16 protein-coding genes are annotated in these 14,353 nt (G+C 67.0%); 5 read left to right on the top strand and 11 right to left on the bottom strand.

Going from position 1 to position 14,353, the window contains the following annotated elements; translation table 11 throughout:
• Positions 1-113 precede the first annotated feature (113 nt).
• From ubiT to ACTZWT_RS13830, 3 genes are all read left to right on the top strand, one after another.
• Positions 114-656 (top strand): ubiquinone anaerobic biosynthesis accessory factor UbiT, encoded by a 543-nt coding sequence (ubiT, locus tag ACTZWT_RS13840; RefSeq protein WP_444770307.1) that lies wholly within the window; start codon positions 114-116, stop codon positions 654-656.
• Between the two features lie 3 nt (positions 657-659).
• On the top strand, positions 660-1,637 hold the full coding sequence (gene ubiU / locus ACTZWT_RS13835) for a ubiquinone anaerobic biosynthesis protein UbiU (protein WP_444770250.1): 978 nt from the start codon (positions 660-662) through the stop codon (positions 1,635-1,637).
• A gap of 87 nt (positions 1,638-1,724) precedes the next feature.
• Positions 1,725-2,645, top strand: a complete 921-nt coding sequence (locus ACTZWT_RS13830) for a U32 family peptidase (protein ID WP_444770249.1) — start codon at positions 1,725-1,727, stop codon at positions 2,643-2,645.
• A gap of 193 nt (positions 2,646-2,838) precedes the next feature.
• Here the strand turns inward: ACTZWT_RS13830 and ACTZWT_RS13825 are convergent, their stop codons facing one another.
• From ACTZWT_RS13825 to tkt, 10 genes are all read right to left on the bottom strand, one after another.
• The gene (locus ACTZWT_RS13825; RefSeq protein WP_444770248.1) at positions 2,839-3,627 is read right to left on the bottom strand and encodes an inositol monophosphatase family protein; all 789 of its coding nucleotides are present in this window, start codon (positions 3,625-3,627) and stop codon (positions 2,839-2,841) included.
• A gap of 100 nt (positions 3,628-3,727) precedes the next feature.
• On the bottom strand, positions 3,728-4,825 hold the full coding sequence (locus tag ACTZWT_RS13820) for a tetratricopeptide repeat protein (RefSeq protein WP_444770247.1): 1,098 nt from the start codon (positions 4,823-4,825) through the stop codon (positions 3,728-3,730).
• A gap of 3 nt (positions 4,826-4,828) precedes the next feature.
• Positions 4,829-5,500 carry a thiamine phosphate synthase gene (locus tag ACTZWT_RS13815; RefSeq protein ID WP_444770246.1) on the bottom strand — a complete coding sequence of 224 codons (672 nt, stop codon included), beginning with the start codon at positions 5,498-5,500 and terminating at the stop codon, positions 4,829-4,831.
• Positions 5,501-5,505: 5 nt separating this feature from the next.
• Positions 5,506-6,546, bottom strand: a complete 1,041-nt coding sequence (locus ACTZWT_RS13810; protein ID WP_444770245.1) for a class I fructose-bisphosphate aldolase — start codon at positions 6,544-6,546, stop codon at positions 5,506-5,508.
• 72 nt (positions 6,547-6,618) lie between these two features.
• Positions 6,619-6,939: a type II toxin-antitoxin system PemK/MazF family toxin gene (locus ACTZWT_RS13805; protein WP_444770244.1), complete on the bottom strand. Its 321-nt coding sequence runs from the start codon at positions 6,937-6,939 to the stop codon at positions 6,619-6,621.
• Complete coding sequence (locus tag ACTZWT_RS13800) at positions 6,939-7,214, bottom strand: antitoxin MazE family protein (protein WP_011443335.1); 276 nt, start codon at positions 7,212-7,214, stop codon at positions 6,939-6,941. The genes ACTZWT_RS13805 and ACTZWT_RS13800 overlap by 1 nt, the downstream gene beginning before the upstream one ends.
• Before the next feature lie 88 nt (positions 7,215-7,302).
• Positions 7,303-8,499, bottom strand: a complete 1,197-nt coding sequence (locus tag ACTZWT_RS13795) for a phosphoglycerate kinase (protein WP_444770243.1) — start codon at positions 8,497-8,499, stop codon at positions 7,303-7,305.
• A gap of 2 nt (positions 8,500-8,501) precedes the next feature.
• Positions 8,502-8,648 carry a hypothetical protein gene (locus ACTZWT_RS13790; protein WP_444770242.1) on the bottom strand — a complete coding sequence of 49 codons (147 nt, stop codon included), beginning with the start codon at positions 8,646-8,648 and terminating at the stop codon, positions 8,502-8,504.
• A gap of 10 nt (positions 8,649-8,658) precedes the next feature.
• Complete coding sequence (gap, locus tag ACTZWT_RS13785) at positions 8,659-9,666, bottom strand: type I glyceraldehyde-3-phosphate dehydrogenase (RefSeq protein ID WP_444770241.1); 1,008 nt, start codon at positions 9,664-9,666, stop codon at positions 8,659-8,661.
• Positions 9,667-9,789: 123 nt separating this feature from the next.
• Positions 9,790-11,778, bottom strand: coding sequence for a transketolase (tkt, locus tag ACTZWT_RS13780; protein WP_444770240.1), 1,989 nt, complete (start codon positions 11,776-11,778; stop codon positions 9,790-9,792).
• Between the two features lie 303 nt (positions 11,779-12,081).
• On the opposite strand from tkt, the gene ACTZWT_RS13775 reads away from it, so the two are divergent.
• Both ACTZWT_RS13775 and ACTZWT_RS13770 read left to right on the top strand, forming a co-directional pair.
• Positions 12,082-12,417, top strand: coding sequence for a DUF4164 domain-containing protein (locus ACTZWT_RS13775; protein ID WP_444770239.1), 336 nt, complete (start codon positions 12,082-12,084; stop codon positions 12,415-12,417).
• On the top strand, positions 12,414-12,824 hold the full coding sequence (locus ACTZWT_RS13770) for a cell division protein ZapA (RefSeq protein WP_444770238.1): 411 nt from the start codon (positions 12,414-12,416) through the stop codon (positions 12,822-12,824). The genes ACTZWT_RS13775 and ACTZWT_RS13770 overlap by 4 nt, the downstream gene beginning before the upstream one ends.
• Before the next feature lie 252 nt (positions 12,825-13,076).
• Here the strand turns inward: ACTZWT_RS13770 and ACTZWT_RS13765 are convergent, their stop codons facing one another.
• A complete protein-coding gene (locus ACTZWT_RS13765) occupies positions 13,077-14,315 on the bottom strand; it encodes a class I SAM-dependent RNA methyltransferase (RefSeq protein WP_444770237.1) in 1,239 nt (412 codons plus the stop codon).
• Positions 14,316-14,353: the final 38 nt, after the last annotated feature.

Genomic DNA, 14,353 nt, shown 5'->3' with positions numbered 1-14,353 from the left:
TGTCTCCGTGCGGACGGTTCTGGTCAGCACTTGCGATCGGGTCTGTCTTTGATCAGGCGCAAAGAAGTACCGCCGGGACCGGGTTACCCGATTTGTTCACGATAAGGTGGCCCATGTCGGTATCCAATTCGCCCGTCTCCAGGATGCCCGCGCCGCTTGCCCTCGCGACGCGGGTTCTGCCGCTGTTGCCCCTGCAGGTGTTGCTCGGCGTTTGCCTGCGGGAGATCCGCAGTCGTCATCCCCGCATCTTCGATCGCCTCGGGTCGCATACCGGCAAGCGCTACGGGCTCGATCCGAGCGATCTGCCGATCGCCTTCGTGCTCGAGCCGCGCCGGATGAATCCGCGCGTCACCGTGGTGCGCACGCTGCCGTCGAACATCGACGCGCGGATCGCCGGGCCGCTGTCGGCGCTGATCGGCATGACCGACGGCTCCTATGACGGCGACGCGCTGTTCTTCTCGCGCGACATCGAGATCGACGGCGACATGGAGGCGGTGGTCGCGCTGCGCAACGCGATCGACGATTCGCGGGTCGATTTCCTCAAGGAGTCGGTGGCGTGGTTCGGCCCGCTGGCGACGCCGATCGAGCGAATTCTGCGGAGCATCGTCGGCGCGCAGCCGGCATATCGCGAAGAAATGGGCGTCGGGGGAGGCTAGAGCATGGAACTGATCTGTCCGGCGGGTACGCCCGCGGCGCTGCACGATGCCGTCGCGGTGGGGGCCGATGCGATCTATTGCGGCTTCAACGACGAAACCAATGCGCGCAACTTTCCGGGGCTGAATTTCAGCCGCGAGGAGATGCGGGAATCGATCGCGCACGCGCATCGCTACGGCTGCAGCGTGCTGGTGGCGATCAACACCTTCGCCCGCGCCGGCAATGTCGAATTGTGGCAGCGCGCGGTCGACGACGCGGTCGAGGCCGAAGCCGACGCGGTGATCCTCGCCGATGTCGGCGTGATGGATTACTGCGCGAGAACCCATCCGCAGCAGCGCCTGCACGTCTCGGTGCAGGCCGCGGCGGCGAATGTGGATTCGATCCGGTTCTACATCGATTCGTTCAACGCCAAGCGCGTGGTGTTGCCGCGCGTGCTCAGCGTGCAGGAGATCGCGGCGATCACCAAAGAGGTCGATTGCGAGACCGAAGTGTTCATCTTCGGCGGGCTGTGCGTGATGGAGGAGGGCCGCTGCTCGCTGTCGTCCTACGCTACCGGCAAGTCGCCGAACATGGACGGGGTGTGCTCGCCGGCCGGTGCGATCCAGTATCGTGAGGAGAACGGCGCGCTGGTGTCGCGGCTCGGCGACTTCACCATCAACAAATTCGCCAAGGGCGAGGCGGCGGCCTATCCGACGCTGTGCAAGGGCCGCTACCAGACCGACGAGGGCTGCGGCTATCTGTTCGAGGACCCGGCGAGCCTGGACGCCACCACGATGCTGCCGGAGCTGCGCGCCGCCGGCGTCGCGGCGCTGAAAATCGAAGGCCGCCAGCGCGGCCGCGCCTATATCGAGCGCGTGGTCAAGACCTTCAAGGAGGTGCTGAGCGCGCTGGACGATGGCAGGCCGCTGCCGGTCGACGCATTGCGCGGTCTGACGGAGGGCCAGTCGACCACGACGGGCGCCTACAAGAAAACCTGGCGCTGAAGACCCGGCGCTAATCACCGCCGGCGGCAACGGCGATCGGCGTAGCGCGCGAGCGCGGCGCCGCCAACTCACAGCGAGGCTATTCCCATGCAACTCACGCTCGGACCGGTGCTGTACAACTGGAAGCCGGAGGCATGGCGCGACTTCTATTTCCGCATCGCCGATGAAGCGCCGGTCGACGTCGTGATCGTCGGCGAGGTGGTGTGCTCGAAGCGCTCGCCGTTCCTCGATCCGCACATCCCGGCGGTGGTCGAACGGCTCGCGACCGCCGGCAAGACCGTGCTGATGGGCTCGCTGACGCTGATGTCGCTGCCGCGCGAGCGCAAGGCGATGCTCGAACTCGCCGGCGACGATCAGTTCACCATGGAGGTCAACGACCTGACTTGCCTGGGCATGCTCGGCGGCAAGCCGCATGCGATCGGCCCGTTCGTCAACATCTACAACGAGGCCACCGCGAAGTATTTTGCCTCGCGCGGCGCGACGCGGATTTGTCTTCCGCCGGAACTCCCGCTGTCGGCGATCCGCGCGATCGCGCAATCGCTGCCCGAGGTAACGTTCGAGGTGTTCTCGTTCGGCCGCGTGCCGCTGGCGATCTCGGCGCGCTGCTATCACGCCCGGCTCAACAAGCTGTCGAAGGACAATTGCAAATTCGTCTGCGACCAGGACCCCGACGGGCTCGCGGTCACCACACTCGACGACGAGCCGTTTCTGGCGATGAACGGCGTGCAGACGCTGTCCTACACCTCCGCCAGCCTGCTCGGCGACGTCGACAAGCTGCGCGACGCCGGCGCCGGCGCGATGCGGCTGTCGCCGCAGCAATGCGACATGGTCGCGGTGTCGCAATTGTTCCGCGACGCGATCGACGGCAAGGTCGATGCGTCCGAAGGCGCGGCGAAGCTGACGGCGATCTATCCGCTGAAGCAGTCCAACGGCTTCCTGTTCTCGAAGCCCGGCGCCGCCTTCGTCACCGACTCGGGCGACGTGCGCCGGATCGTGCCGGCGGCGTAGCGCGCGACTTACCCTCTCCCCTCGTGGGAGAGGGTGGCTTCGCGCAGCGAAGCCGGGTGAGGGGGCCGCGGGCAGGGCGTCCGCGTCGACCCCTCATCCGACGCGGACTTTCGTCAACCCCTCATCCGACGCGGACTTTCGTCCGCGCCACCTTCTCCCACAAGGGGAGAAGGAAGAAGCGCCACGCTCTGTCTCAGCTCAGCGGCTTCAGGATCTTCGCCAGCGTGCCGTGGATGGCTTCGTTGCCGCAGACGATGTCGCCGGTCTTCAGCACGTCGCCGCCGTTGATGTCGCTGACGGTGCCGCCGGCTTCGCGGACGAAGACGATGCCCGCGGCGATGTCCCAGGGCGACAGGTTGCGTTCCCAATAGCCGTCGAAGCGGCCGGCCGCCACGAAGGCGAGGTCGAGCGAGGCGGTGCCCATCCGGCGCAGGCCGGCGACCTTCGGCTGCAGCGCCGCCATCTCGCGCTGGTTCTGGGCGAAATCGCCGCGGCCGAGATGCGGCAGGCCGCAGGCGATGACGCAGTCGTGCAGTTCGCGGCGGCCGGCGACCCGCAGCCGGCGGTCGTTGACGAAGGCGCCCTTGCCGCGCTCGGCGATGTAGAGGTCCTCGGTCGCCGGATTGTAGATCAGCCCGGCGATCAGCGTGTCATCGCGCTGCAGGCCGATCGAGATCGCGAAATGCGGGATGCCGTGCAGGAAGTTGGTGGTGCCGTCGAGCGGATCGACGATCCAGGTGTGGCTCTTGTCGGCGCCCTCGCGGATGCCGCCTTCCTCGCCGAGGAAGCCGTAGCCCGGCCGCGCCTTGGTGAGATCCTCGTACAGCATCTCCTCGGCGCGCTTGTCGGCGAGCGAGACGAAATTCGCCGGGCCCTTCAGCGAGACCTGGAGATTCTCGACTTCGCCGAAATCGCGCTTGAGGCTGCGGCCGGCGCGGCGCGCGGCCTTGACCATGACGTTGATGAGGGCGGAATGGATCATGGGCTGAGGTCTCGCGGCGACCTGCGGCAGGTCTGGATGAGGTTTTTGGGGGGATTATTCCGAAGGGGTGCCCTGCGCAGGGGATGGCGTCAACCCCGGATCATTTCCCGCCGACCCATTTCTTAGCGGCCTCCTGGGCCCTGGCGCGCTCCTCGGGGCTGAGCTGGGCCTGCGCCTCGTCGAGCATCAGGTCGCCCTTGCCGGCGGTCTTGGCGACCAGGTGCCATTTGATCGCCTCGACCGGGTCGCGCGGCGCGCCCTGGCCGCTGAACAGCACATGCGCCAGCCGGTTCTGCGCGATCGGGTTGTTGGCCCGCGCCGCCTTGCGCAGCAGCGCGACCGCGGCCGGTTCGTTCTTCACCGTGCCGGTGCCGTTGTAGAGCGCGATCGCGTATTCGACCTCGGCGGGGACATTGCCGGCGACCGCCGCGGCCTGCAGCAGCCGCACCGACTGCTCAACGTTCTTCTCCACCCCGGTGCCCTCCTTGTAGAAGGTCGCCAGCGCGTATTGCGCCTCGGGATTGCCGGCGTCGGCGGCCACCCGCAGCAGCTCGGCGGAGCGCTTGATGTCCTGCGGGAAGGTCTGGCCGTCGAGATACAGCAGCGCCAGATTATACGCCGCCCTCGGTTCGCCGAGCTTGGCCGAGGACGCCAGCCATTTGGCGGCTTCCTCACGGTTCGCCGGCCCGCCGCCGCGTCCCGCCATCCGCGCCATCGCGAGCGCGAACATCGCCTCGCGGTCGCCGAGATCGGCGGCGCGCCTGTACCATTCCACCGCCTTGTCGTAGTCGCGCCTGATCCCGAGCGCGTTGGCATAGAGCTCGCCCAGCATCGTCATCGCCTTGGGATCGTTCAGCTCCTGGGCGCGCTTCAGGGCGAGATCGAAGGCGGTCTTGTAGAACCCGCGCTGATACGCGCCGTACACCAGATCGACATTGGGATCGTCGGGGTCGACCGCATCCGAGCTCTCCGGCGCAGCACCCGGCTTCGCCGCGCCGGCCTTGTCGGCAGTCGTTTTTTTCGCGTGATCCTTGTCGGCCGGGGCGGCGGCAGGCTTCGGCCGCGGCTTCGGCTTTTCCGGCTCGAGGGGCTTCGGGAACGGATTCGGCGGCGACGGCGTCAGCGACAATTGCGCCGACGCGCCGGTGGCGAGCAGCAGCATGGCCGCAGCGATCGAGATCGGGCGTAGCGCCTTCATGGATTATCCTTGCGCCGGCGCTGGCGCGGTCCCGGCAAAGCCCTGCTTCAGCGCCGCCTCGGCGTCCGCGAGCGCCGCCGCCGCGCCGTCCGCTTCGGCCCAGATATGCTCGCCGACCAGCACGAAATCCGCGCCGGCGGCGGCGAATTCCCCGACCTCGTCGGGCGAGATCGCGTAGCCGACGCAAGGCGGCTCGAACAGTTCGGCCCACCAGTTAAGCCGGTCGGCGATCGCCTCGGTCGAGGGCCGCGTGCCGTCTTCGGCCGGCTCGCCGAACAGCACGTAATCGGCGCCGGCTTCGCCCGCGATCATCGAATCGTGCCGGGTCTCCAGCGCGCCCACGCCGGCGATGCGCTGCGGCTGCAATTGCGGCAGCCATTCCTGCATCGCGGCCAGCCCCGACAGATGCGCGCCGTCGGCGCCGCCGCGCGCCACCAGATCGGCATGGCCGTCGAGCAGCAGCGCCGCGCCGCCGGCCTGCACCGCCGCGGTCACCGCTTTGATCCGCGTGATCAGCGTGCGCGGGTCGGATGGCGCGAGCCGCAGCAGCACCGCCGCCACGTCGGCGGCGGCGAGCAACTGCGGAAGTGCCGCGAGCAGGGATGCGGGATCGTCCACGACCGGCGTCGCAAGATACAGACGCGGCGCCGGGCGCGGCGGGGCAGGCTTGGCCATCGGCGTTATGCGGCCTTCTTGCTTTCGAGGTCGGATGACCACTCGCCCTTGCTGGCGAGCGAGTTCATCTTCGCCCGGTGGGTGAACGCGGCCTGGCCGGCCGCGACGTTGTCGGCCTTGCCGGACCACGCCTTCTGCGGCGCGGCCTGCAGCGCGCGGCCATAGGAGAAGGTCAGGCCCCAAGGAAGGCCCGAAGTCAGGCCGCCGATCTTGTTCATGGCGTCGAGATGCGCGGTGGCTTCCTCATCGGACTGGCCGCCGGACAGGAACGCGATGCCCGGCACCGCAGCGGGCACGCAGGACTTCAGCAGCTTCACGGTCTTCTCGGCGACTTCCTGCACGCCGGCCTTCTTCGCCGACTTCTTGCCGGCGACGGCCATGTTGGGCTTCAGGATCATGCCCTCGAGCGCGACCTTCTGGTAGTACAGCTCCTGGAAGGTTTCCTTGAGCACGAATTCGGTGACCTCATAGCAGCGGTCGATGTCGTGGTCGCCGTCCATCAGCACTTCCGGCTCGACGATCGGCACGATCTGCGCCTGCTGGCACAGCGCGGCGTAGCGCGCCAGCGCGTGCGCGTTGGTGTGGACCGCGGCGTAGCTCGGGATCCCGGCGCCGATGTCGATCACCGCGCGCCATTTCGCGAAGCGGGCGCCCTGCTTGTAGTACTTCGCCAGCCGCTCGGCGAGCTTGTCGAGGCCGACGGTGATCAGTTCGCCGGGGCAGTTCGGCAGCGGCTGGGTGCCTTCGTCGACCTTGATGCCGGGGATGCCGCCGGCCTGTTCGATCAGCTTGACCAGCGGCGTGCCGTCGGCGGCGTCCTGCCAGATCGTCTCGTCATACAGGATCACGCCGGAGATATAGTCGCTCATCGCCTGCTTGGACCGGAACATCATCTCGCGGTAGTCGCGGCGGCTGGTCTCGGTCGACTCGACGCCGATCACGTCGAACCGCTTCTTGATGGTTCCCGAAGATTCGTCGGCAGCGAGAATGCCCTTGCCGGGCGCGACCATGGCGCGGGCGATGGTGTTCAGGTCGGCGAGGTTCATCGGCTTCTCCATTGGGGTGGTTTCTTGGTTGATTTTGCGAGGTTCGGCAGGTCCTGGTCTTCGGAAAGGGTCTTAGACAATGCCCAGGAAAATGGCGAGGGCGCGATTGACCGCGGAGATTTCTTCGGGAGAAAGGCGGCCGATCACGGGGCCGGTCTTCTCGCGCAGAATGGTCGCGGGCTTGTCGACCATCACGAGCGAGCGTTCGCGCAGACCATTCATCGACGATGGTTCGATCAAGACGCGGCATGGCTCGCTATCGGTCAGGTAGCTCGTCAGCGGCAGCACGGCGACTGAATTCAGATGCAAGTATCTGTTCGACTGGACGATCAAGGCTGGCCTGGGTTTCCCGTATTCGCCCCGCAGCGAAACAGTGACCAGTTCGCCATACATCATCGCCAGTCGCTGAAGTCGCCGAGTTCCAGCATTCCTTCCAGAACCCGGCGGCTTTCTTCGTCCTCATTGATGACGTCGATGGCCCGCGCCAGTTGCGCCTTGAACTCGGGCGTGTCGACATCCGGAACCCAGATGGTCACCGGCTTCAACCCCATCGCCTTCATCCTCTCGCGGTGGCGCCGCACGCGTTCGGCGCTGGGGCTGCGCGACTTGGCTCTGCTCATCGTGGCCGCCCGCTTGCCCTTGGCGGGCTTGTCGGCCTTCTTATCCATCGCGGCCTCCGTCGGAAGCGTTACATGTAACGCAACATAGGATCCGCAGAAGACATCCGCAAGGCGAGAACGCCAGCCGAAAGCCTCGTCACTTCACCCGCAGCACCTCGACGCCCGGCAGCGGCTTGCCCTCCATCCATTCGAGGAAGGCGCCGCCGGCGGTCGAGATATAGGTGAAGTCTTCGGCCACGCCGGCGTGGTTCAGCGCCGCCACGGTGTCGCCGCCGCCGGCGACCGAGATCAGCTTGCCGGCCTTGGTGCGGCGGGCGGCGTGCCTGGCCGCCTCCACGGTGCCCTTGTCGAACGGCGTCAGCTCGAAGGCGCCGACCGGGCCGTTCCAGACCAATGTTGCGGCATCGTCGATCGCCGCATGGATGCGCTCGATCGAGCGCGGGCCGACGTCGAGGATCATGGCGTCGTCCGGGATCGCGTCGAGCCCGTAGGCGAAGGACGGTGCGTTGGCCTCGAAATGATACGCCACGGTGGCGTCGACCGGCAGGATGATGGCGCAGCTGGCGGCCTCGGCCTTGTTGAGGATGCGCAGCGCGGTCTCCGCCAGATCCTTCTCGCAGAGGGACTTGCCGACCTTGACGCCCTGGGCGTGCAGGAACGTGTTGGCCATGCCGCCGCCGATCACCAGCGCCTGCACCTTGCTGACGAGGTTTTCCAGGAGATCGATCTTGCTCGACACCTTGGCGCCGCCGACGATCGCGATCACCGGCTTGGTCGGCGCTTCCAGCGCCTTGTTCAGCGCGACCAGCTCGGCCTGCATGGTGCGGCCCGCATAGGCCGGCAGCTTGTGGCCGAGCCCTTCGGTCGTGGCGTGGGCGCGATGCGCGGCAGAGAACGCGTCGTTGACCCAGATGTCGCCGAGCTCGGCGAGTTTGGCGACGAACGCGGGATCGTTCTTCTCTTCCTCGGGGTGGAAGCGGGTGTTCTCGAGGCAGAGAATATCGCCATCCTGCATCGCGGCGATCGCCTTCGTGGCTGGCTCACCGACGCAGTCCTCGGCAAACGCGACCGGCTTGCTGATCACCTGCGCCAGCGCCGCGGCGACCGGCTTCAGCGAGTTCTTGGCGTCGCGCCCCTTCGGCCGGCCGAAATGCGCCAGCAGGATCACACGGCCGCCCTTGTCGGAAATCTCGGTGATGGTCGGCGCCACGCGGTCGAGCCGGGTGGTGTCGGTGACCTTGCCGGCATCCATCGGCACGTTGAGATCGACGCGCAGCAGCACGCGTTTGCCTTTGACGTCGACGTCGTCGAGGGTGCGAAATGTTTTGGTCATTGCTAATACGGACCGTGTTGGTTGATGCGTCGCCAGTCTTCGATCTTGCGGTTGTCATCCGGTTTGATGCGGCTGCCGTGGCGCAGGTAAGCCCACGCCAGGCCTCCGATCAGAACGAACAGACCAGCAAGACCGATCCATTGCTTCATGTGCGTCCGATCAGATCAGCTTGCTCATCGCGACAGCCGTGTCGGCCATGCGGTTCGAGAAGCCCCATTCGTTGTCGTACCACGACATCACCCGCACCAGCGTGCCGTTCTGCACCTTGGTCTGGTCCATGTGGAAGGTCGACGAATGCGGATCGTGGTTGAAGTCGATCGAGACGTTCGGCGCGAAGGTGTAGCCGAGGATGCCCTTGAGCTCCTGATCGGCGGCGCGCTTCATCGCCTCGTTGATCTCTTCCTTGGTGGTGGCGCGCTTGGCGATGATCTTGAGGTCGACCACCGAAACGTTCGGGGTCGGCACGCGGATCGCGACGCCGTCGAGCTTGCCCTTGAGTTCGGGCAGCACCAGGCCGATCGCCTTGGCGGCGCCGGTCGAGGTCGGGATCATCGACATCGCCGCGGCGCGGCCGCGATACAGATCCTTGTGCATCGTATCCAGCGTCGGCTGGTCGCCCGTATAGGCGTGGATCGTGGTCATGAAGCCGGTCTCGATGCCGACGGTGTCGTTCAGCACCTTGGCGACAGGGGCGAGGCAGTTCGTCGTGCACGAGCCGTTCGACACCACGAGCTGGTCCTTGGTCAGGGTCTCGTGGTTGACGCCATAGACGATGGTCGCATCGGCGCCGTCCGACGGGGCCGAGACCAGCACGCGCTTGGCGCCCGCGGTCAGCAGCGCGGCGGCCTTGTCGCGCGCGGTGAAGATGCCGGTGCATTCCATCGCGATGTCGACGCCGATGTCCTTGTAGGGCAGCGCGGACGGGTCCTTGATCGCCGTGACCTTGATCTTGCCGCGGCCGATGTCGATGGAGTCGCCGTCGACCTTGACCTCGAACGGGAAGCGGCCGTGCACGGAGTCGAAGCGGAGCAGATGGGCGTTGGTCTCGACCGGGCCGAGATCGTTGATCGCCACGACCTCGATGTCCTTACGGCCGGATTCGTAGATCGCCCGCAGAACGTTGCGGCCGATACGGCCAAACCCATTGATCGCGACCCGGACTGCCATCCAAATTCTCCTCGCTGCTAGTGATTTTCAATTGTTGCGACGGGGCGACCCCGTACTTGTGCGGTTTCATGCCCTGAATACCGAGCGGTTGCAATCCGCTCGATCATGATTCAGATCAAAGCCTTACTTGCCGCCGAGGCGGCTTGACGCAGCCTCCGCGACCGCCTCGGCGGTAATGCCGAAGTGCTTGTACAGATCCTTCGCCGGCGCACTCGCCCCGAACGTCGACATCCCGACGAAGCCGCCGTCCGGGCCGATCACCGCGTCCCAGCCGAACCGCACCGCGGCCTCGACCGCGACCTTGACCGGGGCGTCGCCGATGATCGCCTTGCGGGTCGCGTCGTCCTGCTGCAGCAAGAGATCAAGCGACGGCACCGACACCACGCGGGCGCTGATGCTCTTGTCGGCGAGCAATTTGTGCGCCGCGACCGCGATCTCGACCTCGGAGCCGGTGGCGAAGATCGTGACGCTGGCCTTGCCGTCGGCGGCGATCAGCTCATAGGCGCCCTTGGCGCAACGGTTGTCGTCAGATTTGCTGGTGCGCACCGGGGTGAGGTTCTGCCGCGACAGCGCCAGCACCGTCGGGCCCTTGGTGTTCTCCAGCGCGAGCTGCCAGCATTCGGCGGTCTCGACCGGGTCGGCCGGGCGGAACACCCGCATGTTCGGCATCGCCCGCAAGCTCGCGAGGTGCTCGACCGGCTGATGCGTCGGGCCGTCTTCGCCGAGCCCGATCGAATCATGGGTCATGATGTAGACCACCGGCACATGCGACAGCGCCGCGATCCGCATCGACGGGCGGGCGTAGTCGGCGAAGCACATGAAGGTGCCGCCGGCCGGCGCGAAGCCGCCGTGCATCGCGATGCCGTTCATCGCCGCCGCCATCCCCATCTCGCGGATGCCGTAATGGATGTAGCGGCCCGAGAAGTCGTCCGGGGTGACGTCCTTGGCGTGCTTGGTGCGGGTGTTGTTGGAGGGCGTCAGGTCCGCGGAGCCGAGCAGCATTTCCGGCACCACCTCGACGATGGCCTCCAGCGCCAGTTCGCTGGCCTTGCGGGTGGCGATGGTCTGCGGCGCGTCGACCAGCCTGTCCTTGAGCTTGCGGATCGCGCCGTCTAGCGCTGCGGGGCGCTTGCGGTCGATCACCCGGCGCTGGAATTCGGAGCGAAGCTCCTTGTCGATCTTGTCGAATTTCGCCTGCCACGCGCCATGCGCCTTGGCGCCTCTGGCGCCGACCGCGCGCCAGGCCGACAGCACGTCGTCCGGGATTTCGAACGGGCCGTAGTCCCAGCCCAGCGCCTTCTTGGCGCCGGCCAGTTCTTCGGCGCCGAGCGGCTCGCCATGCGCCTTGGAGGTGCCGGCCCGGGTCGGCGCGCCGAAGCCGATCGTGGTCTTGCAGGCGATCATGGTCGGCCGGTCGGAGGCTTTCGCGGACCTGATCGCCTCGGCGATCGCCTTGGGATCGTGGCCGTCGATCCGCATCGAATTCCAGCCATGCGCCTGGAAGCGCGCGACCTGGTCGACATTGTCGGTCAGCGTCAGCGGCCCGTCGATCGAGATGCCGTTGTCGTCATAGAGGAAGATCAGCTTCGACAGCCTGAGATGGCCGGCCAGCGCGATCGCCTCGTGGCTGACGCCTTCCATCAGGTCGCCGTCCGAGCACAGCACGTAGGTATAGTGATCGACGATGTCGCCGAACTCCGCGGCCAGCAGCCGCTCCGCCAGCGCAGTGCCGACCGACGACGCCACGCCCTGGCCGAGCGGGCCGGTGGTGGTTTCGACCGAGTCGGTGATGCAGTTTTCCGGATGCCCGGGCGTCCGGGAGTCGAGCTGCCGGAATGCCTTGATCTGGTCGAGCGTCATCTCCGAATTGCCGGTGAGGTACAGCAGCGCATAGAGCAGCATCGAGCCGTGGCCGGCGGAGAGGATGAAACGGTCGCGGTCCGGCCAGTGCGCGTCGGCGGCATCGAATTTCAGAAATTCGGTGAACAGCACGGTGGCGACGTCGGCGGCGCCCATCGGCAGCCCGGGATGGCCGGATTTGGCCTTCTCGACCGCGTCCATCGCCAGTGCCCGGATTGCGTTCGCCATACGGGAATGATCGACCTGTGCCATGTGTAACCGCCTGAAATCGTGTTGTTGCCTGCACTTCGCTGGGAGCGGAGCGTGCCGTGCCGGTGTGGCATGGTCATGAACAGATGGGGGCAGGGGGCCCGGAAGCCAATTCGGCATAGCATCCGATACCACCGAGTCCAAGGTCGTGGCCTCAGCCGGCGGCATTGCGACGCGGTTTGTGGTGCATAGCTGAGCAGCGGCGTTGCGCTCGGCTCTCTTGCCACGTAAATTTCGTGCTCTAAAGGCTTGTCTGACCGTGGTTTTATTTGGACGCCTGAAGCTGCGAGGGTCTTGCGACATATCATGACCGATCGTCCCGTCTCCGGTTCCATCAGCGCCGATCAGGCTCCGACCGAGATCGTCGCGGCGGCGCGCCGTCTCGCGGCGGCGCTCGAGGCGCTGGAGAGCGCGGTGGAGCGTCGCGCCGAGGCCGATCGCGACGAGGACGAACTGGCGTCGCGGATCCAGGCGCTCGGCGCCGATCGTTCGCGGCTCGCCGACGAGCTCGACGGGTCGCTGGTGCGCACCCGCAAGCTGGAGCGCACCAATCGCGAGATCGCGCAGCGGCTCGACGCCGCGATCGGCACCATCCGCGCCGTGCTCGACACCGAGCCGGCCGACGAGGAGGAGCCGTCATGAATCCGAAAGACGCGGCCGCCTCCGCCAACCATGTCGGCGTCACCATCAACGGCCGGCAATATCGCATGGCCTGTGAGCCGGGGCAGGAGCCGCAACTGCTCGGCCTCGCCGACAATCTCGAAAGCCGCATCCAGAGTCTGCGCGGCCGCTTCGGCGAGATCGGCGACGCGCGGCTCACCGTGATGGCCGCGCTGATGATGGCCGACGAATTGCTCGACGCGCACAGCCGGCTCGCCACGCTGCAACAGGAGGTCGAGGCGCTGCGCGAGGATCGCAGCCAGTCGCTCGACCGCACCGTGACGACGAACCGCGCCGTCGCCGCCGCACTGAACTCGGCCGCCGAGCGCATCGAGCGTACCACGCAAGTCCTCAACCGCACCATCGGCGGCGGCATCGCGATCGGGTAGTTGCGGCTTCGTCATTCCGGGGCGCGCGCAGCGCGAACCCGGAATCTCAGCGTCGCGCACATCATTCGAGTTTGTCATTCCGGGATGCGCGCTCTTGCGCGCAGGCCCGGAATCCACATCCCCTGGACCCTCGGTGAAGCATTGTCGGCGCAACACCGTATGCAACTTGTTACGCCGGTGGTTATGGATTCCGGGTTCGCGCTGCGCGCGCCCCGGAATGACGAACGAGAGGGTGTGGTCGGTTAGTAAGAATTACTTCCGCAACACACCCACCAGCTCGACATGCGGCGTGTATTTGAACTGATCGACCGGGGTCAGCTTCTCCAGCCGATAGCCGCCGTCGATCAGGAGCTTGGCGTCGCGTGCAAAGGTCTGCGCGTTGCACGACACCGCGATGATCAGCGGCACGCGGCTGGCGGCGAGTTGCGCGGCCTGGGCCTGCGCGCCCTGGCGCGGCGGGTCGAACAGCACGGCATCGAAATCGAGTAACTCCGGCGGCGCCAGCGGGCGTCGGAATAGGTCGCGCGGTTCGGCCTTGATCGGCTTCAGTCCGGACGTCGCCTGCGCGGCCTTCTGCAGCGCATGCACCGCCGGCGCGTCGCTGTCATAGGCGACCACCCGCGCCTTGGTCGCGAGCCGCAGCGCGAACGGGCCGACGCCGCAGAACAGATCGGCGATCAGTTTCACGCGCCTGATTTCGGAGAGCGCCAGTTCGGCCAGCGTCTGTTCGCCGAGCGCGGTCGCCTGCAGGAACGCGCCCGGCGGCAGTGTGACGCGCGCGCTGCCGATCGCGATCGTCGGCGGCGTCCGCATCAGCACCAGTTCGCCGTGCCGCGTCAGCCGCGCCAGCCTGTGCTTTTCGGCGAGCAGCGACAGCGCGCCGATCAGCTTCGGCGGCAGCGCCCCGGAGCCGCGGACGTCGACGTCGAGCCCGTTCTCGGCGGCGGTGACCTGGATGTCGAGCGGCTTGCCGATCACGGTCAGCGCTTCCGCCAGCGCCCACGCCGCCTCGATCGCGCCATCCAGCGCCGGGTCGAGGATCGGGCAGTGATCGATCGCGATCAGATCGTGGCTCGCGGCGGCGCTGAAGCCGACCTTCAGCACGTCGTGGGTGCCCTTGCGGGCGTGCAGCGTGATGCGGCGGCGACCGGCGCCATGCGCATCGATCAGCGCACCGACGGCGCAGTCGATCCCGGCCTGCGCCAGCGTCTCGACGACGAGGTTGCGCTTCCACGCCTGATACGCATCGCTCTGCCAGTGCTGGATCGCGCAGCCGCCGCAGATGCCGAAATGCGGGCAGAACGGCTCGATCCGCTGCGGGCTCGCGACCGCGACGCGCAGCAATTTGCGACGGTCGGGATGGCCCGCGACCGGCTCGGTCTCGACGCGCTCGCCGCCCAGCGCATAGGGCACATACACCGCGCCGCCGCCAGCGAGGCTGACGCCGTCGCCGCGATGGCCGACGTGATCGATCGTGAGAGTTTCGGTCATTGCGATCCGATAGGCTTCGCGCGCCGATGCGTAAAGCC

This window comes from Rhodopseudomonas sp. NSM (genome assembly GCF_052445935.1).
Taxonomy (GTDB): Bacteria; Pseudomonadota; Alphaproteobacteria; order Rhizobiales; family Xanthobacteraceae; genus Rhodopseudomonas.
The sequence above is the reverse complement of the archived record's forward strand: the minus strand, read 5'-3'. Positions and strand labels throughout refer to the sequence as shown.